Genomic DNA, 23,148 nt, shown 5'->3' on the forward strand with positions numbered 1-23,148 from the left:
ATAAGCGAACATGAGTTAGAAACCACCACCGTCACCGCCACCACCACTGGAACCGCCGCCAAAACCACCACTACTTGAACCACCGCCACCACTGGAACCACTGCAACCGCCGCCACTACTGTAGCCACTGTAGCCACTACTCGAAGAACGACTACTACCAGAACGAGAACTACTAGAACTGCTAGAACTGCTATCGCTATTTAGGGCTAGAATCAGCACTCCAACAGGTATGCCCAATAGTATGAGTATTGCTAGCACAGCTTCGTTAGACGACTTATAAATACTGTCTTCAGGAGATGTGGTATTACTCGCGACTACAGAACTCGTTTCGGTAACGACTGCTTTTGTTTCATCGAATGTGCCTTTTTCAACGGTTAGGGCTTGAGCAACCATAGGTGAGAAAAGGGTGAGACAAACTGGAACAGTCCAAAGCATCTGTTTGAGTTGACGTGCCAAAGGTTTCATTGTTTTTATCTCCGATAAACTGTTGATGTTGATGAGGTTATGGGGGAAAGCTGTATTTTCTTGAAGTTGAGTGATTTGTCTGTTATTCACGGTTAACTCCTTGGTTGTCTGCAAAAGGTCAATTTGAGGAATAATGTTTCACACGTTTAGCAAGCATCTGTTATCGACTTGAGGCAGTCAAAACCTGTAATGATCCAAGCGAACATGAGATTAGAAACCACCACCGTCACCGCCTCCACCACTGGAACCGCCTCCAAAACCACCACTACTAGAACCACCGCCACTACTAGAACTAACACTGACACCGCAACTACTAGAACTACCGCCACTACTGGAACCAACTCTGACACCGCCACCGGAAGAACGACGCCTGGAACGAGGTTTGGAACGACGCTTGGAAGAAGAGTTACTATTGCGATTCGCGGCGAATAGGACAATGATTCCCACAGGTACTCCTATGAAAAGGAGTAATGATTGCAACGTTCCTCCAGAAAAGGTTTCTTGTTGAGATGAAGATACAGTCATCGTGCTATTGGTCGTTTCTCTATTTGCTTGTAACGTTTGGATAGCATCGCTTGTTTGGACGTTATCCCCTAAGTGAATAACCAATGCTTTGGTTCCGGCTAATGTTCCTCCGTCAAAGTCACCTTGCTTAAAAGGCGGAGTAATCTTAGTTTCGATAATCTGACCCACCTGGGCATCAGGTAAAATTGGTTCGATACCATATCCGGTTTCAATCTCGACGCGGCGATCGCCTGTGGAAATCAAAAACAGTACACCATTGTCCTCATCAGCTTTGCCAATCCCCCAGTGATTGAACAACTCAGTGGTAAACGCTTTGGGTGATGGGGATGGAGAGGTTTCCGGTACAGTCACAACGGCAATTTCTGTACCATTTTCAATTTCCAACTCAGAAATCATCTGATTAAGCTGGCGTTCCGTATCCTGACTGAGAATATCTGCCATATCCGTTACCCAAGTGCCATTTCGCTGTTGGGGATTAGGAACCTCTTCCACGGTTAAGGCGTGGGCGGAAAGCGGTGAGAGGACAGTGAGACAGAAGGGAACTGCCCAAATTGCCTGTTTGATTTTAGTGGTTATTGTTTTCATGATGTATTTCCTCTAAACGTTGGAGTAAGTTCGCTACAGTCATCAGGCTGCACTTGCTGAGACAGAATCAGTTTCCCAAGGATGAGATGAAATAGGTGACTTTTCTGCCTCACATAAAAAGGCGATCGCAGGCTTGTTAATGCATAGAGAGGACATTTGCGTGAGTGATTGTCCCGGTTGGTGGATTTCTACATCCGTCAACACAATGAAATTTCGAGAATTATTGAGCATATCGGAGAGTCGAGAACGATAGCTATTAGGAAGGGCAGAAACTGCCATATCACCAAATATTTGAACGTTATTTAGGGTTAAAATCTTGACTCTCATCGAATTCTTCCTCAAATTTCACTCATGCTGTCTGCTGACACCCTGTTTGTTTTTACTCATTCTTGTGAGCTATTTATGTTATAGCCTCCTTGAGTGAGCCTTGTCAAGGGGGAAGTACAAACTTTAAACCGCCTTAGGATTCAACGCCAACCGAAAGCTTAACGTCCTATAAAGACTACTGGATGGGAGTTTGAGTCAATTTAAACCGTACAAAATGCCCTGGAAAGTGGAGGAACGTGAGTTATGTGAGTTATGTGAGATATAGATCAACCCCTACAACAGTTAGGACTGATAACCCACCTGCATAAGAGAGGAGCAGGGGGAGTAGGGGAAGCAGGAGGAGTAGAGGAAGATAAAATCTTGAAATATCATTGAGGCGAACCATGGCAAACATCCACAGCTTTACCCCTCAGCCCACAGCCGATGGCTCATTCACCTTCTTTTCTGAAGCGTTTGGTGAATATTTCCACAGCACTCAAGGGGCAAAAACGGAAGCGTTATTAAAATTTGTGGAACCTTGCCACTTGAAACAAAAAGCCCAACAGCAGGTTGTGCGTCTGCTGGATGTCTGCTACGGCTTAGGCTACAATACGGCGGCGGCTTTAGAAACGATTTGGACAATTAACCCCAGATGTCGAGTTGAATTAGTCGCTCTGGAATTAGACCCGACTGTACCGCGAAGCGCGATCGCACATCATTTTCTCAGTGGCTGGAATCACCCGATTCCCGAACTCCTAGAGTGTCTGGTGACAACCTCAGAAGTTAAAACGGATCAGCTTCAGGCGCAACTTTATTTCGGCGATGCCAGAAAAAGCATCCAGCACTTGTCTCAGTTGAACTTTCAAGCTGATGCTATTTTTCTCGATCCCTTTTCTTCCCGTCGCTGTCCCCAATTATGGACGGTGGAATTTTTCCAGCATTTAGCCAACTGCTGCGCCAAAACAGGTAGACTAGCAACCTATTCCTGTGCGGCTGCTGTCCGTAGCGGCTTAATAACGGCTGGATTTAAGATTGGTCCGACACCCCCTGTCGGGGGACGACAACCGGGAACCGTGGCAAGTTTTGACGCTTCCACTCTACCCCCTCTCTCAGAGCGATCGCGTCAACATTTGCAAACCCGTGCGGCTATTCCCTATCGTGATCCTCAACTTGCGGATCAGGCTGAGATTATTCTGCAACAGCGGCAAATTGAGCAGCAAGCCTCTACTCTCGAACCCACCTCCCACTGGCAAAAACGTTGGTCAGCGAAAGAGGGATGAGGGAGCGAGGGGAAGCAGGGGGAGCGGGGGAAGCAGGGGAAGCAGGGGAAGATGAGGGAGATGGGGAAGAATTGTAGAGACTCCTCCGGTGGAACGTCTTTTGTAGGGGCGGGTTTTACCACTCACGTTTCGTTTTGACCCCTGATATAACTAAACCCGCCCCGACCTCACCGTTCAATTATCACAAATGACGTAGCTTGCTTCTCAAGGGTAGCGAGTATGACGAATGACAAAGGACAAATGACCAATGACTAATGACTAATGACTAATGACTAATCCCCCACAGGAACGCAGCAACACCTAGTAAACACAAGATACCAGATATCCCTGCTAAGGGATTATCTCCTATTCCCGTTATCCATATCGGTCCTTTTCTGGTATAAGAAATCAGTTTGGCTTCCTGAAGACAGGTTAATCCCCAAATCCAACCCGCATGAAGTCCCCAGGCTAAGCCTAAACTCCCCCCATTCACCCACCGGGCTAAAACTAATACCATACCCATTAGCCACAATCCAGGGACCTGAGGGATCGTCTCTTGTTGTTCCCAAATCAAATGCAATAGAGCAAAAATCAGACTGGATATTACCGCCGCTATTGCTAGAGAATAGTCCTGTTGGAGTTCCGTCAGAAGGAACCCGCGAAACACCAATTCCTCGATTAATCCAATCCCTAGTCCTATTCCACATATTGGCAGTCCAATCCGGGTCAATTGCTGCCAATTTTCTCCATGCCAATCCACCCAGCCTACTAGCCATTGTCCCGTAAAGCTGATTCCTAAACTCAAAATTGCCACGCCCAATCCCCCGACTAAGGATATCAAAATCCGCGTCGTCCAGTCCCAGCCATAGTCGGGAAACGATGTATCTTCTATCTGTGTTGCCCCCCAGATAATTAGGGGGGCAATGAGGTAAAGAACAGCGACGAAGGGCAACTTTTTCTGTGCTGCCAAAGGCTTAGGAGGATGCCATTTCAGTCGGGTTGCGATCGCGATGGCTAAAGGCAACCACAACAAAGACCAAGCCAGAAAAAAAACCGCGACTTTTACCAGCGCCGATGCGCTTATTAGCCAAATAATACACGGATTATCTGCCTGATCAAAAATAGCCATAAGCGCGATCGGCAAACGGTGAGGAGCTATAGTTTTTACGCAGCTGCTTTCATGCTGCCAAGGATGGATAATGTGAATTACCCATCCTTTTTAGCATGAGCTGCCTCAAACCCCTGCGGCTTCTAATTCCTCTTCAGACTCCTCAGATGTATCCAGATCCACCTGCTTGAGATGGATATGCTTGTAGCCCAGTTTAATTTCAAACTCATCACCGGGCTTTAATCCCATTTCCTGAGTGTAGGTTGAGCCAATCACAATCTGACCATTTTTATGGACGCTGACTCGATAAGTCGGTTCCCGACCACGACCATCTTTTGCTCCCTCTGGATCTAGGGGAACACCTTTCGCCGCTAACACCGCATCATAAAAATCAGTTAAGTTGACGCGGGTCTGACCTGTTTTACTTTCGGAGTAATAGCCACAGCGTTTTGCTGTTTCTCGCCGAGGCAAGTGAGAAAGCTCTTTTACTTTTTGAAGTAAGGCTTTCCCCGTTAATGCATTAGCTTGGGTCTCTGCCATAATTTCACAGACTATCCTTTATTTTTCAGGATGGTAAACGTCGTATGCTGCCAAGTGTATTTGGCTATATAAAAAATATATCGTTAAATCTCTGGTTTTGGTCAAGATTTTTTTGATCATTTATTAAAATTTCTAGGAATTTGAGCCATAAGGATTTTCTGGAGACGCCAAAGCCGCTTCTTAGGTTAAAATTTTAACCAAGATAGGACTCCGTGGCAAAAGATCGAACCTGAAGTATGTTCAGATCAGTGATCCATCTGGAGACTTGGCAGGTCATCTGGGAAAAATTTGACCAGACACAAGGGAGAGAGCATCTATCAGCAGAAAATCAACACTCCCAAGGATGAATGGTGAGTAACCGCCGATTGTCTTAGACTGTAGTCAGTTTGCTAAATATCGTGGCTAAATGCTCACGGACAAGTTGAGCGAGTGCCTTCTGGCAATATTTCTCATCTATATTTATGGGCGACCAGGAAATGAGGGGGTGATGGTCAATGGGTAGGTTGTGACTCCTGAGAAGGTGGTAATTTTCATATAGGTGTTGAGATACAAAGAGAGCATATCACTATGCAAGTTGCCTTTAAAATCATTCGACAGACTCAAAATACCTCCCCCACTATCGAGACTTACAAGTTAGATGTGGAGGAAGGAAACACGATTCTGGAGTGCCTGAATCGGATTAAGTGGGAGCAGGATGGAACCTTAGCGTTTCGCAAGAATTGTCGCAACACAATCTGTGGTAGCTGTGCGATGCGGATCAATGGTCACTCCGCACTGGCTTGTAAAGAAAATGTGGGCAATGAATTGGCGCAGATTCCTGAGCATCATCGTCCAGAGATTCCGGAAATCACAATTGCCCCCCTAGGTAATTTGCCCGTGATTAAGGATTTAGTCGTGGATATGCGGAGCTTTTGGGACAACTTAGAAGCGGTTGAACCCTACGTTAGCACAGCCGGACGAACCATTCCAGAACGGGAATTTTTACAAAGTCCCCAAGAGCGATCGCGCCTGGATCAGAATGGTAATTGTATCATGTGTGGCGCTTGTTATTCAGAATGTAATGCTCGCGAGGTTGATCCCACATTTGTTGGTCCTCACGCCCTCGCCAAAGCCCAACGTCTAGTCGCCGATTCTCGCGATACCGCCATAGAAAGTCGCCTGGAAAACTACAATCAAGGCACTAAGGGGGTGTGGGGATGTACCCGCTGTTTAATGTGTAACGCCGTTTGCCCAATGGATGTCGCCCCCATGGATCAAATCGGTAAAATTAAACAAGAAATTCTGACTCGCAAAGACAAGCAAGCCAGCCGATCAATCCGCCATCGCAAAGTCTTAATTGATTTGGTCAAACAAGGAGGTTGGGTTGATGAGCGCAAATTTGGTATCCAAGTGGTGGCGAACTTCTTCCGAGATATTAAAGGAATGCTCAGTTTAAGTCCCCTCGGATTACGGATGCTAGCCCGTGGTAAATTCCCCCTAGGATTTGACGCCTCCGAAGACACCGCCCAAGTGCGATCGCTGATTGAATCCGTCCAAACTTTAAAATCTGAGACACCAGAGGAAGAAATTTTACCAAAATCATGACATCTCAAACACCCACCCCAGAAGAATCGACAACAGAAACCCCCAACCAACCCGAACCCGCTTTTGGGTGGACACCTTACGCCGAACAAATCAACGGACGGTTTGCCATGATCGCATTTGTGGCTTTATTGCTGATTGAGTTGATTACAGGTAAAGGTTTGTTAACCTGGTTAGGTTTGATTTAAAGGGAACAGGGAACAGAATAGTGTAGAGACGTAGCATGCTACGTCTCTACACCCCCATCTCCCCACACCCGACACCCGATATCCGACACCCGATACCCGATACCCGACACCCTGACTACCAACGAGAATCGTGCGTCACTGAATTCCCCCCAATCGCCACCGCCCGTAAATTGTATGATCCGGTTTGTCCGGCTTCATAAGCATTTGCCATTAACAAATAGATCCCATCGCTGGGTAAAATCACCGATAATCGGGCATTGGTGCCACCACCGCTATCATCATCTTGGGCTAAATCATTACCATTGGGATCAAGCAAAATTAAATAAGAATCGATTTCCCCACTGGTCATATCAATTTGCACTCGCTGACCTGCCTTGCCTTCAAAGGCATAGATGTCAAAGAAGCTGTTATCGTCCGCTAAAACATGACTTCCTTGACCCAGCCGACCGGGAATCACTGTACCATTTAGGGCTAAGGGTTGGGGAGGGCGGTGAGTCGGGGAGGGGCTGGGCTGCTGCACCGTCTGGGGCGCACGTCCATTGCGTACAGCCGCCAGAAATGGGCGAATTCTATCAATGCTAATCGCAAAGCCAATTCCTAGATTCCCCCCGCTAGGACTGCCCAAAATTGCTGTATTCACCCCAATTAACTCACCTTGAGAGTTCAGTAGGGGTCCACCAGAGTTTCCTGGATTAATTGTGGCATCGGTTTGAATTAAGCCCCGTTGTTGGTCAATACGGCTAACAATCCCGACTGTAAACGTGCCTTGAAACCTGCCAAACGGATTGCCAATGGCAAATGCCCGTTGTCCAACTTGCACGGGGCGAGGAGCCAGAGAAATCGTCGGTAAATTGCTAGGAGTGCGAATTTTGAGAACCGCTAAGTCTAGACCATTATCCCCAAACGCTACCACATCCGCGCTCAGGCGTCTGCCATCGTAGAGCGTTACCGTAACCGTCGGGAAACCTGCGACAACATGAGCATTGGTGAGGACTAATCCATCGGCGCTAATAATACTGCCACTGCCTGTACCTTCTACTGTATCAATGGAAACTACTGCCGGACTAGCTTGTTGATAAACCTGAATATTAATTTGTTCATCAATATCTTGAGCCACTGCCACTGTTGAGCATAGCCAGAGATTCAGCCAGTCAATTGGTGCGATCGCGTGGAGAGTCGTAGCACCAATCGCAGTCACAGTAGCAAGGATTCCCGATATAGCAATACGCAGGCGTTTGGTACTCATGGTTGATGGTCATTGAACCTCAAGGTCTAGTTTTATGGTGGCTTATGATTAAATCATTGATCAGTAATTATGTGACAATTTTTTGGGGATACACCGTAGGAAAAGCTGGGGGAGCTGGGTAAGCTGGGGGAGCATGTAGAGACGTAGCATGCTACGTCTGGGAGCCGGGGGAGCAGGGGAAGCCGGGGGAGCAGGGAGAGAAAGTTATATCTTTGAATGCAAGGTGTTATTATCACTTAGGTTTTTTCCCTTAAAACTTTCTGCCTTGGAGACTTTGGCTATATGTAACAGAGAGCTGAACCAATAAAAGTGAGCTAGCTCCTATATGTGAGTCCGGCGAATGACGTAGCTTGCTTCTCGAAAAGCTAGTATGACAAATGACAAATGACGAATGACGAATGACAACTTATTCAGCGCAAGGTCTTAAGTTGGAGCTGCGCTTCATTATATTGATCAATTCTGCCGTTGTCGAGATGTAGCTTAGAGGCTTGCTCGAAGTCGTTAATCGCTTCCATTGTATTTCCTAGTTCAGCATGGGTTAATCCTCGACCCGAGTAAGCAAAGGCATTATTGGGATTAAGTTGAATGGCTTTGGTATAATCGTCTAGAGCGCCAGAGTTATCGCCAAACTTTCGGCGGACAAGGGCGCGATTGGTGTAGGCGACGCTGTTGTTGGGATTGAGTCGAACGGCTTGGGTATAATCTTCGAGCGCTCCTTGGTTATCGCCTAACTTACGACGAATTTCCCCACGATTAATGTAAGCATTCTCATAACTGGGTTCAATGCGAATCGATTGGCTGCAATCTTTGAGTGCTTTTTGATAGTCTTTAAGATTTAAGTGGGCAATACAGCGATTGTTGTAAGCGATGTGGTTATTTGGATTCTGAGTAATCGCTTCCGTACAATCTGCGATCGCGTCTCGATAGTTTCCTAGGTTAAACTTTGCCTGACAGCGATTTGTGTAAGCCATACTATCGGTAGGGTCAATCGCGATCGCTTGGGTATAATCGTCTACAGCACCCTGATAGTCTGCCAAATGAAATCGGGTTCTGCCTCGATTGTAATAAGCCTTAGCATTATTGGGATTTAACTCAATAGCTTGCGTATAATCTGCCATGGCTTCTTGTTGATTACCCATCGCCCCCAGCACTAATCCTCGTGCCGCGTAAGCTTGGGCATTTTTGGGATTGAGCTGAATTGCTTGATCGAGATCTGCAATCGCAGCTTTATACTGGTTCAGTTGGTAGTTGCTAATTCCTCGATGGTAGTACACTTGAGCATCATTGGACTTTCGTTGAATTAATTCGGTAAAATCTTCTACAGCGCCTTGCCAATCTTCCAAATCGTAACGGGCTAGTCCTCGCTGATAGTAAGCATTTGTATTACTTGGAGCAAGCTCGATAAGTTTAGTGTAGTCTTCTATAGCGGCTTGATGCGCTCCCAAATCATCGTAAGCTATTCCCCGATTCCCATAAGCTAATGGGTTGTTAGGATTAAGCTGAATTGATTCATCAAACGCCTCAATCGCGCCCTGCACATTACCACTTTTTAGTTGTTCCACTCCCTGTTCAAAAAACTCTTGGGCTTTTATCCGGTCTGGATTTTGTCTTAGCAGCCCCATTAATCCCAGCCCAATGGCTAAACTTATTCCTCCCACCAAAATGGGCAAACGCCATCGCTTCAGTCTGGATTGATTAGCTGATTTCGGCAATGCTTTTTCGGGAAATATTTCCCAATTGCCAGAATCAGCAATGGATGTTTGGGTCGAGGTGGATATCAGGGGGGATTCTACTTCGGGTTCAGGGGGTTTAGCTGCCAAGGTTAGCATTTCTTGAAACCGGATTAACCCTTGATCGTCCTTGGGCTGTTGACCGGATTTTTTCAACGTATTTAAGGGATGATCGGGAACAAATTCTTCGACTAGATAAAATTTTTTATTTTCGACAAAATAGTTAACAATATCTGGATTTTGGTTGGTTTGTGCCAACCGTTCCAGGGTTTCAGATTTATGAGTCAAGAGAAATTGCAGCCTACGAAGTGCCTGAGGATTTTTTGTGGGCAACTTGAGTTGTCGGATCACGCAAACCGGGCAATCGGGATGGCGAGTATCGGCGGCTAGGTAAATTAATCCTGAGACACCTGAGCCTAAAATCCTGACAACGCGATAACGATTATTGAAAACCTGATCGATCATGGCAGCCTAGCACCTGGCTTATCGCCCTAAAGCATCCGTTTGGGGTCATTTTCAGTGTAGTCTGATCCCGAAAGGGAAAGGGGACAGGGTGTAGGGTGTGGGGTATGGGGTGTGGGAAAATTCACTCCTGTTAACAATCTCAAGGAGAGACTTGGGGAGCATCAAGAGCCTCATTTTTTTATCCCGAACCACCAGAACCGAACCGACAAGCATCCTATTTTTACCTTTATCTTCCCGACACTCTACCCCCTACACCCCACACCTTGCCTACTCTTCACGTTTCTTGTCAGCCCTTCAGTCTAACTGGATTACACCCTCTGTCTGGTTAAATCTAGGATTAATTCCGCTAACTGGGGAGTTGCGCCAAGGGGTTCACCGAACTCAAGTTGGAGTTGAGGGTATTGTTGTTGTAGATCAAGGACAGATTGCGCGATCGCGTCTGTAATTCCACCAGCAAACAAAAAATAAGGCACAATGGCGATATGCTGATATCCAGCCTCCGCTAAAGTAGCGACTCGTTGACTGAGCGTTGGTTCGATTGACCAATAAGCGTCGATTGCGCCTAATTTCTGGGCTAAGGTGGCGACTGGCTGGTTACCACCAGGGCGACGTGTGCCATGAGAGATTAAAATTTTAATCGGAGCATTTAGGGGTGGCTGTTGATTCACCAGCAGTTGTCCTAAATGGGGATGTACTCCGATATGAGGTTGCAGGTTGATGGTTAATTTTTCCCCTAACCGTTGTTGTGCGATCGCTACTTCTTCCGGGATATCCTCCATCACATGTACCCCCGGTAAGAGAAATAAGGGCAAAGCTTGGATCTGCGGGTAGCCAGTTCTTATCGCTTGAGTCGCAAACTGACAAATTTGTTCATGTAAGGATAGAGGTGCTAGTTCTAACGTGGCAGTTCCGACGCGAATCCTCAAGGCTTGACTTGCCTCACCTTGACTCGCTAACTGCTTCTGGAGTAACTGTGCCAATTCCTCTAGTCCTCGCTGAGGACGTGGATCTCGGCTTCCGTGAGCAATAAGTAGATAAGCAGAGGAGCTAGGCAAGAGTCTTAATCGTTAATGAAGATTACTTAGTAAACAATTGTATCGTCTGAAGTCGGAATTATAAATTATAGCGCTACAAACCCCCATCAATGGAAGAATATCATCGGTTGGCGAGAGTTAAAATTTGTCCAGTTACCGTATTTCATTCAATTTGGAAAATGGTCGATCATGGAGAGAATATATCACTTACCGCTCTGTCTGCAAGAAAATATGGCAAAAGAATATGGAAAAGACACTGTATTGGAGCAATTAACCATGATTGAGCATCACTACTGGCTGTGGTATTCCAACTATTTCGCTCAAATCGTTGCCGCCGTTGATGTTCAATCGGACAAGTAAGCGATTAGCATTGAATCGTTTCTTTCTCTCGTTTCAGGAATGGTAATGAAGTGGGAGAAGAATGAGTGGAAACGTAATTCCAATTTCGCTCTTGACGATTACCTCCTTTACTCCGCAAGAAACCCACTAAGTTTTGCAAAAGTGATGGCGTAATCCCTTGTTTCTCTGACGCTTTAGACAACTGAGCGGGTAAATGCTCAATTTCTTGAGTGGGCAAAATACCAGCCAACAGAGGTACTTCCTCAACTAAACCTACAGTCATCAGGGTAAATGCGACATGCTGCACTTGTTCAACGGGAACATTTAGTTCTTTTGCGATCGCAGACAACGAAACTGTCCCTTGCGCTCGTTCCCATACTTGCTCCTCTAAAGGATACAAGCGATAAGCAGGACTACCCGCCATGATACTAGCTAATCCTGAATTTGGATCAGGTAGTTTATCATGGAGATTATCCCAATTTTTCAGTAATCGCAACCCTCTCAATGTGGCTTCTGTCGCTGAGATGCTCAATCCCGTCATTTCTTTGGTGGGTATGGGAGCGTTTGGAATAAATTTAAACTGACCTTCCTTGAGTTCAAATAACGTACACACTCGCTGCAATACCTGATTCTGAAAAAGCTGCTTTAAATGTTCGATTGACAAGATTCCGTGATGTTTGAGGCTCAACCCCAAGGGTTTATCAGTTGGACATAGCTGTACAAGTTTTGTTACTACGCGCTGGCTCACTCCCATCTGTTCAGCAATCAATTTCACTAACCCTTGATGATCTAATTGATGTGCTGCCGCCACAATACGTCCCTGGTAAACCCAAATGTAATAAATTGTGTTGAGTGGAGTGGGATCTTCTGGCAATGCTCCTAGCGTCAACACTCCAGTTTTCTGTCCTTTCTCTAGAAACTGGAAAATTTCTGGTATTGAAAAGTCGGATAAGGAACTGGTAATCGACATAATTGTTGAATTGAACGCTACGCAGGATAATTTTCTCTACTACTAACGCATACTACGCTTTATTGGCTTAGTTCGTAAGGTTTCAGCCGCCTTGCTTTTCAATTCTTTACTAGCCGTGAGCAAATTGTCGGTTTTTTGTTATCTACTATACGAAAATCCAGTGATTTGCTGCCAGAAACCTGGCATTTAGCGCTAAAGGTTTGCTCTAAAATACTAAAATTTGTTAAGCTATCGGCTCAGTCTTTATTCCTAAGTATCTATACCGGCTCCCAAACCGATCAAGGGGATGCATGGCACTATTGAGTATGTCATCTCAATTTGATGCTTATCCTGCTGGTGGATTACCTCAGTAAAATCACTGAATAATTATCTAAGATGTTAGCGATTGCTCACAATCTTAAATCTAAACAAAAATCACAAACTCTAACCTTGTAAAAATTGATACAGTTAAATCCTTGAACTTGATCAGGACGAGAGTCAGAAGGAATCACCAGTGCTTGCTGTGGAGCATCGAACCTGCCTGCGATCGCGAAGATGATTCCTATCCACGCGGACTATGATGTTGAAGTGGTGGAAGGCAAGTTGGAATTGGACTTGGGAGAGTACGAAGCCAAGGTTTTAGTCTGGCAGTGATACAAGTAAACTATTCCGGCTTACAGGGGATTGCTTAAATTCCCTGCTCTCTCCTGTTCCCTGTTGCCGAGGAAGATGGGGAAGGTGGCTTATCATAGTATATAGGGATGTATGTAGGGATTAAGCATAAACGACTGTCTGGGTTCATCTAAAAGGTGGACATCTTGCGAGTAGTGGTTTAAAGCACTAAAACAGGGCAAGCAGGTTCCTGGGTTATTCACCATTAAAAACCTGCATGTAAACCATGATTCGGCGCGACTTCCTCCCCAACGCTAAGATGGGGTATCCAGCCGCCAAAGATGGATGAATAATCAACACTCAAGCCAGTTTAGACTTATAATTTTGACACAAGTCCCCACCTGAGCTATGTTTAACCGTTTCCAAGATCTATTTTCTAAGGGTAAAAAGGGTATCGGGATAGAATTAGCACCAGAACGTATTAGTATCGCCCAACTGCGAAAGCAAGGTCAGGGCTACAAGCTGGTGAGCCTTCATACCCACGAAGTTCCCGAAGGTTTGTTTGACGGAGGGAAGATTATCGATGCCGCCAGTTTAGCTGAACTGGTGACTGAAATTCTCGATGAACATAAACTCAAAGTCGAGCAAGTCGCCACGGCTGTCCCCATGCGGGAAGCGGTGATCCGAATTATTCCCATTCCCGCTGAACTTGATGACACTGAACTGCGAGATATGGTTCTCAACCATGAAGCTGGTCTATACTTACCCTATCCGCGCGAAGAAGTGGATTTAGATTACCAAAAACTGGGCTTCTTCATGGACGAAGATGGGATTGAAAAAGTACAAGTCTTGCTGGTGGCAACACGCCGCGAGGTGACTGACACCTATCTGGATACCTTCCAACTGGTGGGGTTAAAAGTGGATGTCCTGGAAATCAATAGTTTTGCCCTGATTCGCACCATCCGCGAGCAACTGCGACAATTTGCTCCCCAAGAAGCGGCTGTATTGGTGGATATAGAATTTGATAGTACCGAAATTGCGATTATTGTCGATGGTGTCCCCCAGTTTTCCCGCACCGTTCCCATTGGCACATTCCAACTCCAGAGTGCCTTGTCGCGGGCGATGAATTTACCGACATCCAGAAACACGGAACTCTTGCAGGGAATGACGATACCCAACACCCCGGTGGATGGCATTCGCACAGGTGCCACGGGAATTAATCCGGGAATGGCAGCACTGCTGAGAGTTTTAGGTGAACTCGCCGATGAATTGCGTCGTTCCATCGACTTTTATTTAAATCAGAGTGAAAATCTAGAAGTGGCTCAACTCCTCCTCGCTGGACCTGGTGGCGGAATTGGACAACTGGATGAATTTTTCACCCAACGATTAAGCTTGCCTACCACTCAGGTTGATCCGATTGCGGCACTATCCTTAGAGATGGAGGAAGATGTTCCCCCAGTACAACGACCCGGATTGGGAACGGTACTAGGATTAGGATTGCGGGAGGTTTAACCCTAATGTATAGTCTCGATATTAATTTTCTTAAAGATAGACCCGATTATCGCCAACCCGATAAAGGGTCTGAGTCCCCCAAAGCCAAAAAACAGATTCAAATGGGGGAAATGACGCCGCTGATTATAGGCGTGATTGTCGGGTTACTACCGCTGGCGTTAGTCGCTGGAATCGGTTTTTTGTGGTTACCTCAGCAAAATGCCAAGTTAAATCAGGAAATTGCTGAAATCGACGCCGAACTGCAAAGCTTGCAAGCGGAAAAAAATAAAATTAATAACCTGAATACTCAAATCCAAGCGGTGAGACAAGAAACCGAAGCCTTGGCAACGGTCTTTAATCAAATTAAGCCTTGGTCAGCCATTCTACAGGATATTCGCGATCGCGTCCCCACCGGCGTCCAAATTCAAGCGATTGAACAAACGGAAACCGAAACTGAAGCGGGTGAGGGGACTGAGGGTAGCGCCCCCTTACCCACAATTAACGTGGAGATTTCTGGCACAGCGCGTTCATTTGATGATGTGAACAACTTTCTGCTGACGCTACAGCAATCCCCCTTCTTTCAAGACGAAGAAACTCATATCGTTAGCGCTCAACTGGAGGAGAACCCCGCTGAGTTAGAAGTACCCGAAAAGGAAGGCGGGGAGACGGTGGCTGAGATAACCTACGAGTTGCCCAAAGTGGTAGGCTATACCGTTGAAACGAGCTTGACAAATGTCCCCGCTTCTGAGCTATTGCGCGAAATTGACCGCAAAGGAGCGGTGGGATTAGTGGCTCGGATCAAAGCCTTACAGCAGATTGAGCAAAATCAGGCAACGGAGACACCTAGCCCAGCTCCAAGCCCCAGCCCAAGCCCAAGCCCAACCGAGACAACTACGGAGTGATGTAACTATGACTTATGCTGATCCAGATTTTATCCCCGTTGAAGAGCAGGAGGAAGAACCCAGTTATCCGGTGGCGTTTGGGATTACCTTTACGCCAAAAGTGTCCGGAATTCTCTTGGCTATTTTAGGACTTGGTGGGGCAGCTTATCTCGCCTGGAAAGTTGTGCAACCAGCCTGGGTTGAAAACCAAGGGTTAAGGACGCAGCGTCAAGAAAAAGAGGGTCAACTCCAAGATCCCCAAGAAATTCAGCAGCTGATTCAACAGAAACAACAGGAATTGGCTCAGGTCAAGCAGCAAAACCAAACGGTGACCGGTTTATTTGCAAATGAAGAATCCATCAATACCTTGCTGCTAGATGTGAATCGGTTTGTCAAAGACAGAGAAGGGACGTTGACAAGTTATGAACCTGTCGAGGTCAATGCAGAAGAAAGTGATATCGTTACCGATGGTTCCCTGGGAGCCGCCGTTAATGGCAAACTCAAACGCCAAAGCTTCGAGTTAGAGATGGAGGGCAGCTTTGACCAAATCCAGTCTATTTTACGGAGTATTGAGCGACTGCAAACCCTAGTCGTTGTCAAAGAGTTGACGACAGATATCAGCACACCGCAAGGGCTGTTGGTCGATGACAAAGGCGAGGTGATACCCATTGTAAAGAAAGACGAAGAAATTATCCCCGGTGCGAAACCAACTTTGACAACAACCTATAGACTGGATGTGTTGATGCCCTTGAGTGAGGAACAAAAGCAGGCAGAAATGGAAGCGGCAGCAGCCGCTGAAGAAGAAGCTCAGTAGAGCAAGGGGAGTAGGGCTGTAGGGGCGGGTTTTATAGATAACGTTGTGTTGGTGTCGAATAGCTTGACTAAACCCGCCCTTGGGGAAGCAGGGGGAGAAATTCTTAACCTTGATTAATTTCTAATTTATCCCCAACATCATTATGATTAAGGTGGTTTAGAGGTCATAAGTGAGGAGTGAATTGTGAGACAGGAGCAACTGTTCAGTGGAATCGCGATCGCGACTGCCGTCTCCCTATCGATAACCCAACCCGTCTGGGCGGCGACGGCTCAAGTTACCGCAGTACAAATCAATTCCAGAGGCAGTAGTTTAGAACTGATTCTGGAAACCCAAGCCGGGGATCAGCGCCCTCAAGTTTTCCCGGTGAACCGGGGTAAGGATTGGGTGGCGGATATTGTCAATGTTCGGTTGAATTTAAGGGAGGGCAATAGCTTTCGCCAAGATAACCCCATGCCCGGTATTACCGCCGTTACGGTGAGTCAAATTGAGCCGAACAGCATTCGCGTAACCGTGAGTGGGGATGAAAATTCACCTCAGGGTCAAATTCTTCAGCAAGAATCTCAGGCAATTACTCTAGGAATTAGTCCTGCTCCCAGCAATCGAGCCGCCGTTTCGATTCCGGTTTCCTCGCCCTCTGGGGATTCAGCGTCCATCACTCCATCCACGCTACCCTCCTCATCCACTCAACCGAATAGCGCGAGGACTAGAGAAAATGTCAGTATTCCCCAGCTAGGAAGTAGAAGTGCAGGGACGCAGGGAACAGAAACAATTAACGCCGCTTCGAGTAATATTGCCGCTCAATCTGAGATTACCACTCCAGCGAATTTCAATCTTAATCCAGTACCAGACAATCAACAGAACATTTCCATTCCGGTTGCTCCGCCACCCAGAGAATCAGTCTCAAGCGTTCCCACTCTAGCCAATCCAGGGACAACTCGCTCCACTTCAGACTTCTCATCTCCCGCCACTCGCCGATCCCAATCTCAGCGTTCTAATTCACCCCCAGTTGTTGCTCAAACCCCGACACAGGACTCTCCTGAACCCACTCAAGCTCAACCCACTCCCGTAGTTCCAGCACCTTCACCTGATGTTTTAGTTCCCAATCCTCAAATTACCATCGATGGGGTTCCGGCTTCACCGGCGGGGACAGTACAACCTGTAGCCCCTGCACCCCCCTTCTTACCCAGAGCTGTTGCGCCACCCGTAGGAGATATCGCGGTTTCCAATCTGAATGCTGCCGCCAGCGAGATTGACCTAGGAACAGCGGCGGTAGTGCCTCGCCTCTCCTTACGAGAAGCCCCTGTGCGAGAAGTATTGGCACTCTTGGCGCGTTCTGCTGGATTGAACCTGGCTTTTGCTGGAGGAGCCGGTGGTGAGGCAGCGGCGGCGGCTCAGGAAACGATTTCCCTGGATTTGGAAAACGAACCAGTCCAAGATGTGTTTAACTATGTTCTCCAGCTTTCTGGACTCCAGGCAAACCGTCGGGGACGTACTATCTTTGTCGGTGCTCGACTACCCCAAGCGGCACGTAATGTTATTAGTCGCACGTTACGGCTGAATCAAGTTAGTGTTTCCAGCGCTTCTGCGTTTCTGGCAACCCAAGGAGCAGAAGTGCAACAGGTAGTTACCCCGATTGAACGAGAATTCAATCAAGAAACAGGAGCCGTGATTCGGGAAACCGAACAGCCTGCCGAGTTGAGACCCCTCACCGTCAATCAACCTGGGGAAGCATCAGGTGCCTTGTTGCTGAGGGGATTATCGGTTTCAACCGATGAGCGATTGAATGCGATTACCCTGGTGGGCGAACCGCGCCAAATTGAACTGGCTTCTGCATTCCTGACGCAATTGGATCTGCGGCGTCGTCAGGTGGCAATTAATGTCAAGATTGTTGATGTTAACTTGTTGGGAGAAGATGCCTTTAATAGCAGTTTCTCTTTTGGCGTTGATGACGGCTTTTTTGTCGTAGATAATGGGGCAGCAGTCTTTAATTACGGTGAGTTTAGACCGGCGAACCAACTGAACGTAAGCGGCAGTACGGTTTCGCCACCGGTTATCCAAAACCCCTTTGCTGGAGCTGATGTGTTTCTCAGTCCTGATAGTTTCATCGATGTTCAGGCTGCAGCACCCGGCACCATTACTATCAATGAAGCAACTGGGCAGATTACTAGAGATCCTCGAGGAACAGCTAGATTTTTTGCGCCTATTATCAATTTAGACAATCCGCTTTCAGCAGGCATTATTACGTTGACACAACCGACAGACAATATCATTACATTTGACCAAGATGGAAATGCTTCTGTAACCCAAGGAGAACCGGCTGAGATAACAGTTGGTTTACCCTCCCTATTTCAGTATCCACAAAGATTCCTAGCTGAATTGCGAGCGCAAATTACCAGTGGCAATGCCAAGATTCTCACTGATCCGACACTCTTAGTCCAAGAAGGACAAACAGCCGGTGTGAATTTAACTCAAGAAGTTGTGGGGAATATTGAGCGGCTAACAGAAACCAGTGATAACTTGACAACAGTGACCGTAACGGCGGAGATTCGGGAAGCGGGTTTAGAACTGGGTATCACCGTTGATGGCATTGACGATAATGGGTTTGTAACCTTAAACGTCAATCCTCGCATCACGTCTATTCGTGAAACACAAGATCTCAGTATCGGAGATGATGTCAACGAAATTGCGCTTCTGAACGTGCGGGAGCTTAATTCCGGTCAGATTCGTCTACGCGATGGACAAACGTTAATCCTGACGGGCATTATTCAGGAGAGCGATCGCACAACAGTAAGGAAAGTACCAATTTTAGGCGATTTGCCGATTTTGGGAGCGTTGTTCAGAAGTACAAACCGGGTAAACCAACGTCAAGAGGTGATTGTGTTGCTCACACCTCAGATTCTAGATGACTCAGAACGTGGCGCTTTTGGCTACAACTACACGCCAGGGCGAGAGGCGCAGGAAGTTTTACAGCGTCGAGGGTTTCCCACGCAGGGGGGTTTCTAGACCATCGGTTCAGCCGTAGGGGCACGGCAGTGCCTATCCGTGTCAACTTAAGGCTGAAACCCTTACTTAATAAGAGATCCCCCCTAGCCCCCCTTAAAAAGGGGGGAACCAGAAATTAATCAAAGTCCCCCTTTTGAAGGGGGATTTAGGGGGATCTAAACTTTGGGCGCTAGTCATACAAAGTCTTAAGTTGACACGGATGCAGGTCGGTGCTAACCGACAGAAATCGGGGAACTAATGCGCGTTTTTTCGGCACAGTTGGCGGAATAATGAAACGGTATAGTCAGTATTTATACTCAAAAATCCCGAAATCTACATAATTTAAAGGTTTCAACGTTCCATATCTGGCAATCAGCCATTAGAATAATGCAGTGAAACTTCGAGCCGGTGGGTGTTTCGGGCATTTTTTCTGGAAACCTCTGGTTTTGGGGGTCAAATAGTGAACTCTAGACTAATGGGTTAGAGTAAGCGTTGACCTTTGATTCACGCAGAAATAAGGAGATTTATGATGAACAAGGGCGAATTAGTGGATAAAGTGGCGGAAAAAGCTGCTGTGACTAAAAAACAGGCGGATGCGGTGTTAACTGCGGCATTGGAGTCAATTATGGAAGCTGTCTCTGAGGGCGATAAAGTCACCTTAGTTGGCTTCGGTTCCTTTGAATCGCGGGAACGCAAAGCCCGTGAGGGACGCAACCCCAAAACTGGCGATAAGATGGAAATCCCGGCGACGAAGGTTCCGGCGTTTTCTGCAGGGAAGCTGTTTAAGGAAAAAGTTGCCCCTCCCAAGTAAGGGTGTTAGTCAAGCCTGATTGGTGAAGATAACAGACAATGTAGAGACGTAGCATGCTACGTCTCTACAGACAGATTTTGAGGAGATGTGATCCTTGAAACGACCCATTCACGGGGGAAATCTAGCCTGGGCAGCTGCACGGGTAGGTTGTTCCCCTTCCCTGATTCTGGATTTTTCGGCGAGTATCAATCCTTTGGGACCGCCAAAATGTGCGATCGCGGCGATTGAGTCTCATCTGGATGACTTAGTTGCTTACCCGGCACCGGATTACTACCCGTTACGAGTAGCTCTGAGTCAACTCCATTCCACGCTTAACCCTAACTGGATTCTACCGGGGAATGGCTCGGCTGAGTTGTTAACCTGGGCAGCCAGGGAACTCTCAGAACTGGAGGAAACGATTATTTTGACTCCAGCCTTTAGCGACTACCAACGAGCGCTGAGGGCGTTTAATGGCAGAATCAGGGGGTGTTTTTTCTTCGGGGAAGATGGGGAAGATGAGGGACTTGTCTCAACACTCAGTCAGGGCGGGTTTTGCCCAAAGGTTATCATCAATAGCCACAAGCAAATTCCTAAACCCGCCCCTACATTAGGGCTTGTCTCTGGCAAAAATCAGGGTTTGCTGCTGAATAATCCCCATAATCCGACGGGTCAATTATGGGATAAAGTCAGCCTGCTGCCTTATTTGGAACAATTTGCCCTCGTGGTTGTGGATGAAGCCTTTATGGACTTTTTGCCACCGGATCAGCAGCAAAGCCTGATTCGGTGGGTGCAGGATTATCCGAATCTGGTCATTTTGCGATCGCTGACTAAATTCTACAGTCTGCCTGGACTCCGTTTAGGTTATGCGATCGCTCATCCTGAGCGGCTAAAACGCTGGCAAAAATGGCGTGATCCTTGGTCTGTAAACGTCTTGGCTGTGGCGGCTGCGATCGCTGTGGTACAAGATCAGGCATTTCAACGCCAGACTTGGGACTGGCTACCCGCCGCGCGATCGCATCTGTTTCAAGGGTTATCATCGTTACCAGGGTTACATCCCTATCCCAGCGCCGCTAACTTTCTACTGGTACACTCAGAACACTCCTGTTCCCAACTGCAGGAAGACTTACTCAAGCACCATCGTATTCTAATTCGGGATTGCTTGAGCTTTCCGGAATTAGGCGATGGTTATTTTCGAGTAGCGATTCGTACTCAAGCGGATAACCAACGTTTATTAGATGCTTTGAAAGATGTTATAAGTTAGAAATTATGAATCGGAATTATTTTTTTTAAACGCAGAGGAACGCAGAGGTTAGCGCAGAGGAACGCAGAGGAATTGGGAGTATTGGGGTGAAAAGTTTATAGAATTGGATAAATAATCGGAATATGACCAATGAACCATGAACTATGAACCATGAACCATGAACTATGAACCATGAACCATGACAAAAGATTATGACCTTATTGTAATTGGTAATAGCAGGGCGGGTGCTTATGCTGCATTGGCTGCGACTCAATTAAAGGCTCGTGTTGCCTTGATTGAACTAGAAAACCTCCAGAGCAACTGGTTAGGTCAAGAAGCGCTTTATAATCAGGCATTGATGCAGGTGGGGCGAGTTCTTCAGCAAGTACGGAAAGCACCTAAATTTGGAATTGATTCGGCTAGAAATGACTCAATTCCCGATACGGCTGAGTTAAAAAAACAGTTAGTTAAACAATCAGGGGAAGTAGGTAGAGACGAGCCATGGCAGGTTGAGGAAACCGAGAAAGAGGATATTAGAACGTATCTGAGTCCTTTTGAGTCAACCGCCCACTTTCCTACTGTAGAAATTCCTGACGCAATGGAATGGGCAGAGATGGTGGTTTCTACCTGTTATGAAGCGACTTCTCCAGCAATTTTGGCATCCTTTGGTGTAGATATAATTTCTGGTAATGGAGAATTTTGTCGCTTACCTCACCTGGGCTTTGTTGTCAATAACCGACGCTTGCAAGCAAGGGCATATCTGATTGCAACGGGATCTTGCCCAGAAATTCCTGATATTGATGGGCTAGAGACAATCCGTTACTGTACCCCTAGAGATATCTGGAAGTATGTAGACACGTCTCAACACAAAGTTATCGGGGCAAATTTGACTGATATCGTTCCTCAAGAAACCGATAAGGTAACCAAACCTAGTCCTCAAGGAAAACTGGAGAACATAGAAGAAACTATTCCATTTCAGTTACAGAAAAATTGGTTAGTTGTTGGTAGCACTCCCAATGCGATTGAACTCGCTCAAACATTAGCGCGGCTGGATTGTCAGGTGACACTGGCGGTGAGTGAGGCTCTTATTTTTCCCCAAGAAGACGCAGAGGCGTCGCGTCTGGTGCAAGCGCAATTAGAAGCCGAAGGAATTCGTGTTTTGACTCAAAGTCCGGTGACTCAGATAAAGTGGATTGAGGGAAAAAAATGGGTGCAAGTGGGAAATCGAGCAATTGAAACCGATGAAATTTTGTTGGCGACGGGTCAAACGCCTAATATTGAATCGTTAAATTTAGCAGGGGTTGGGGTTGAGTTTTCCCGAAAAGGGTTGAAACTCAATCCAAAACTGCAAACTACTAATCCCCGTATCTATGCTTGTGGTGATGTGATTGGCGGTTATCAATTTGAGCATATTGCCGAATATGAAGCCAGTATTGCGATCAAAAATGCTTTATTTTTTCCACGATGGACTGTGGATTATCAGGGCATTCCTTGGGCAATTTTTACTGATCCAACCTTAGCACGGGTGGGGTTAACGGAAGCGCAAGCCAGACGGCGTTATGGTAAGAATGTTTGGGTGGTGCGACAGTATTTCAAAACTTTGGATAAGGCGCAGATTCTGGGTGAAACGACGGGATTTTGTAAACTGGTGCTGCGTCGGAATGGGACGATTTTAGGTGGATTAATCGTGGGAGCAAATGCTGATGAATTGATTGGTGCGATCGCGCTATTAATTCGTCATAAAATTAAAGTGGGTTCACTGGCTAAAATGCCGCAAGCTTCGCCTACAATGTCAGAAATTCTTTATAAAACGGCGCAGGAGTGGCAACGTCAACGGTTAGAGAGTAATAAGATGTTACAAAATCTGCTGGAAAGCTTTTTTAACTGGCGACGGAAGTGGTGAGTTGATATAGCACTACGGGGTACGGAAAGGACATCAGTTAGTCCAAGAGGGAACAGGGAACAGGGAACAGTAAAGAATGTCCACGCCCTGCCTTAGTACTGTTATACATACGGAT

At 46.7% G+C, this 23,148-nt stretch carries 20 protein-coding genes; 11 read left to right on the forward strand and 9 right to left on the reverse strand.

The genetic code is table 11. From position 1 onward, the window contains the following. Positions 1-15 precede the first annotated feature (15 nt). The 3 genes from RIB93_RS05385 to RIB93_RS05395 form a co-directional block, all read right to left on the reverse strand. Positions 16-555 carry a hypothetical protein gene (locus RIB93_RS05385; protein WP_446371027.1) on the reverse strand — a complete coding sequence of 180 codons (540 nt, stop codon included), beginning with the start codon at positions 553-555 and terminating at the stop codon, positions 16-18. Between the two features lie 120 nt (positions 556-675). Then, entirely contained in the window at positions 676-1,575 is a 900-nt protein-coding gene (locus RIB93_RS05390) for a TPM domain-containing protein (RefSeq protein WP_446371029.1), read from the reverse strand. 42 nt (positions 1,576-1,617) lie between these two features. Beyond that, the gene (locus RIB93_RS05395; RefSeq protein ID WP_446371031.1) at positions 1,618-1,902 is read right to left on the reverse strand and encodes a DUF6812 domain-containing protein; all 285 of its coding nucleotides are present in this window, start codon (positions 1,900-1,902) and stop codon (positions 1,618-1,620) included. A 383-nt stretch (positions 1,903-2,285) separates the two neighbouring features. On the opposite strand from RIB93_RS05395, the gene RIB93_RS05400 reads away from it, so the two are divergent. Continuing rightward, complete coding sequence (locus RIB93_RS05400) at positions 2,286-3,161, forward strand: tRNA (5-methylaminomethyl-2-thiouridine)(34)-methyltransferase MnmD (RefSeq protein ID WP_446371033.1); 876 nt, start codon at positions 2,286-2,288, stop codon at positions 3,159-3,161. A 265-nt stretch (positions 3,162-3,426) separates the two neighbouring features. Here RIB93_RS05400 and RIB93_RS05405 read toward each other — a convergent pair whose 3' ends face one another. Beyond that, positions 3,427-4,269: a CPBP family intramembrane glutamic endopeptidase gene (locus RIB93_RS05405; RefSeq protein WP_446371035.1), complete on the reverse strand. Its 843-nt coding sequence runs from the start codon at positions 4,267-4,269 to the stop codon at positions 3,427-3,429. 105 nt (positions 4,270-4,374) lie between these two features. Beyond that, positions 4,375-4,788, reverse strand: coding sequence for an AbrB family transcriptional regulator (locus RIB93_RS05410; protein ID WP_446371037.1), 414 nt, complete (start codon positions 4,786-4,788; stop codon positions 4,375-4,377). 567 nt (positions 4,789-5,355) lie between these two features. On the opposite strand from RIB93_RS05410, the gene RIB93_RS05415 reads away from it, so the two are divergent. Further along, on the forward strand, positions 5,356-6,372 hold the full coding sequence (locus RIB93_RS05415) for a succinate dehydrogenase/fumarate reductase iron-sulfur subunit (RefSeq protein WP_446371039.1): 1,017 nt from the start codon (positions 5,356-5,358) through the stop codon (positions 6,370-6,372). Then, entirely contained in the window at positions 6,369-6,557 is a 189-nt protein-coding gene (locus RIB93_RS05420) for a chlorophyll a/b-binding protein (protein ID WP_446371041.1), read from the forward strand. The genes RIB93_RS05415 and RIB93_RS05420 overlap by 4 nt, the downstream gene beginning before the upstream one ends. Positions 6,558-6,672: 115 nt before the next feature. Here the strand turns inward: RIB93_RS05420 and RIB93_RS05425 are convergent, their stop codons facing one another. The 3 genes from RIB93_RS05425 to RIB93_RS05435 all read right to left on the reverse strand — a co-directional run bounded on the left by RIB93_RS05425 (position 6,673) and on the right by RIB93_RS05435 (position 11,053). Further along, on the reverse strand, positions 6,673-7,803 hold the full coding sequence (locus tag RIB93_RS05425; protein WP_446371043.1) for a trypsin-like peptidase domain-containing protein: 1,131 nt from the start codon (positions 7,801-7,803) through the stop codon (positions 6,673-6,675). Between the two features lie 410 nt (positions 7,804-8,213). Then, positions 8,214-9,998, reverse strand: a complete 1,785-nt coding sequence (locus RIB93_RS05430; RefSeq protein WP_446371045.1) for a tetratricopeptide repeat protein — start codon at positions 9,996-9,998, stop codon at positions 8,214-8,216. A gap of 308 nt (positions 9,999-10,306) precedes the next feature. Then, positions 10,307-11,053: a sirohydrochlorin chelatase gene (locus tag RIB93_RS05435; RefSeq protein ID WP_446371047.1), complete on the reverse strand. Its 747-nt coding sequence runs from the start codon at positions 11,051-11,053 to the stop codon at positions 10,307-10,309. A gap of 168 nt (positions 11,054-11,221) precedes the next feature. On the opposite strand from RIB93_RS05435, the gene RIB93_RS05440 reads away from it, so the two are divergent. After that, a complete protein-coding gene (locus RIB93_RS05440) occupies positions 11,222-11,392 on the forward strand; it encodes a hypothetical protein (RefSeq protein WP_446371049.1) in 171 nt (56 codons plus the stop codon). Between the two features lie 4 nt (positions 11,393-11,396). On the opposite strand, the gene RIB93_RS05445 is transcribed toward RIB93_RS05440, so the two are convergent. Beyond that, complete coding sequence (locus RIB93_RS05445) at positions 11,397-12,341, reverse strand: DUF4388 domain-containing protein (protein WP_446371051.1); 945 nt, start codon at positions 12,339-12,341, stop codon at positions 11,397-11,399. Positions 12,342-13,340: 999 nt separating this feature from the next. On the opposite strand from RIB93_RS05445, the gene pilM reads away from it, so the two are divergent. The 7 genes from pilM (at position 13,341) to RIB93_RS05480 (ending at position 23,033) form a co-directional block, all read left to right on the forward strand. Then, positions 13,341-14,444, forward strand: a complete 1,104-nt coding sequence (pilM, locus tag RIB93_RS05450) for a type IV pilus assembly protein PilM (RefSeq protein ID WP_446371053.1) — start codon at positions 13,341-13,343, stop codon at positions 14,442-14,444. A gap of 5 nt (positions 14,445-14,449) precedes the next feature. Beyond that, on the forward strand, positions 14,450-15,325 hold the full coding sequence (locus tag RIB93_RS05455; protein ID WP_446371055.1) for a PilN domain-containing protein: 876 nt from the start codon (positions 14,450-14,452) through the stop codon (positions 15,323-15,325). A gap of 7 nt (positions 15,326-15,332) precedes the next feature. Further along, positions 15,333-16,118, forward strand: coding sequence for a hypothetical protein (locus tag RIB93_RS05460; protein WP_446371057.1), 786 nt, complete (start codon positions 15,333-15,335; stop codon positions 16,116-16,118). A gap of 183 nt (positions 16,119-16,301) precedes the next feature. Continuing rightward, complete coding sequence (locus RIB93_RS05465; RefSeq protein WP_446371059.1) at positions 16,302-19,121, forward strand: AMIN domain-containing protein; 2,820 nt, start codon at positions 16,302-16,304, stop codon at positions 19,119-19,121. 508 nt (positions 19,122-19,629) lie between these two features. Then, a complete protein-coding gene (locus RIB93_RS05470; protein ID WP_446335223.1) occupies positions 19,630-19,911 on the forward strand; it encodes an HU family DNA-binding protein in 282 nt (93 codons plus the stop codon). A 94-nt stretch (positions 19,912-20,005) separates the two neighbouring features. Next, entirely contained in the window at positions 20,006-21,151 is a 1,146-nt protein-coding gene (gene cobD, locus RIB93_RS05475; protein WP_446371061.1) for a threonine-phosphate decarboxylase CobD, read from the forward strand. Positions 21,152-21,329: 178 nt separating this feature from the next. Next, positions 21,330-23,033, forward strand: coding sequence for a dihydrolipoyl dehydrogenase family protein (locus tag RIB93_RS05480; protein ID WP_446371063.1), 1,704 nt, complete (start codon positions 21,330-21,332; stop codon positions 23,031-23,033). Positions 23,034-23,148: the final 115 nt, after the last annotated feature.

The sequence above is a fragment of the Coleofasciculus sp. D1-CHI-01 genome, assembly GCF_040218875.1.
In the GTDB taxonomy this organism is placed as follows: Bacteria; Cyanobacteriota; Cyanobacteriia; order Cyanobacteriales; family Coleofasciculaceae; genus Coleofasciculus.

Bases quoted from the DNA above. Each gene is read 5' to 3' on its own strand.
- pilM (WP_446371053.1), top strand. From the start codon at position 13,341: ATGTTTAACCGTTTCCAAGATCTATTTTCTAAGGGTAAAAAGGGTATC.
- RIB93_RS05470 (WP_446335223.1), top strand. From the start codon at position 19,630: ATGAACAAGGGCGAATTAGTGGATAAAGTGGCGGAAAAAGCTGCTGTG.
- RIB93_RS05390 (WP_446371029.1), bottom strand. From the start codon at position 1,575: ATGAAAACAATAACCACTAAAATCAAACAGGCAATTTGGGCAGTTCCC.
- RIB93_RS05455 (WP_446371055.1), top strand. From the start codon at position 14,450: ATGTATAGTCTCGATATTAATTTTCTTAAAGATAGACCCGATTATCGC.
- RIB93_RS05420 (WP_446371041.1), top strand. From the start codon at position 6,369: ATGACATCTCAAACACCCACCCCAGAAGAATCGACAACAGAAACCCCC.
- RIB93_RS05480 (WP_446371063.1), top strand. From the start codon at position 21,330: ATGACAAAAGATTATGACCTTATTGTAATTGGTAATAGCAGGGCGGGT.
- RIB93_RS05445 (WP_446371051.1), bottom strand. From the start codon at position 12,341: ATGTCGATTACCAGTTCCTTATCCGACTTTTCAATACCAGAAATTTTC.
- RIB93_RS05440 (WP_446371049.1), top strand. From the start codon at position 11,222: ATGGAGAGAATATATCACTTACCGCTCTGTCTGCAAGAAAATATGGCA.
- RIB93_RS05395 (WP_446371031.1), bottom strand. From the start codon at position 1,902: ATGAGAGTCAAGATTTTAACCCTAAATAACGTTCAAATATTTGGTGAT.
- RIB93_RS05460 (WP_446371057.1), top strand. From the start codon at position 15,333: ATGACTTATGCTGATCCAGATTTTATCCCCGTTGAAGAGCAGGAGGAA.
- RIB93_RS05405 (WP_446371035.1), bottom strand. From the start codon at position 4,269: ATGGCTATTTTTGATCAGGCAGATAATCCGTGTATTATTTGGCTAATA.
- RIB93_RS05400 (WP_446371033.1), top strand. From the start codon at position 2,286: ATGGCAAACATCCACAGCTTTACCCCTCAGCCCACAGCCGATGGCTCA.
- RIB93_RS05425 (WP_446371043.1), bottom strand. From the start codon at position 7,803: ATGAGTACCAAACGCCTGCGTATTGCTATATCGGGAATCCTTGCTACT.
- RIB93_RS05415 (WP_446371039.1), top strand. From the start codon at position 5,356: ATGCAAGTTGCCTTTAAAATCATTCGACAGACTCAAAATACCTCCCCC.
- RIB93_RS05410 (WP_446371037.1), bottom strand. From the start codon at position 4,788: ATGGCAGAGACCCAAGCTAATGCATTAACGGGGAAAGCCTTACTTCAA.
- RIB93_RS05430 (WP_446371045.1), bottom strand. From the start codon at position 9,998: ATGATCGATCAGGTTTTCAATAATCGTTATCGCGTTGTCAGGATTTTA.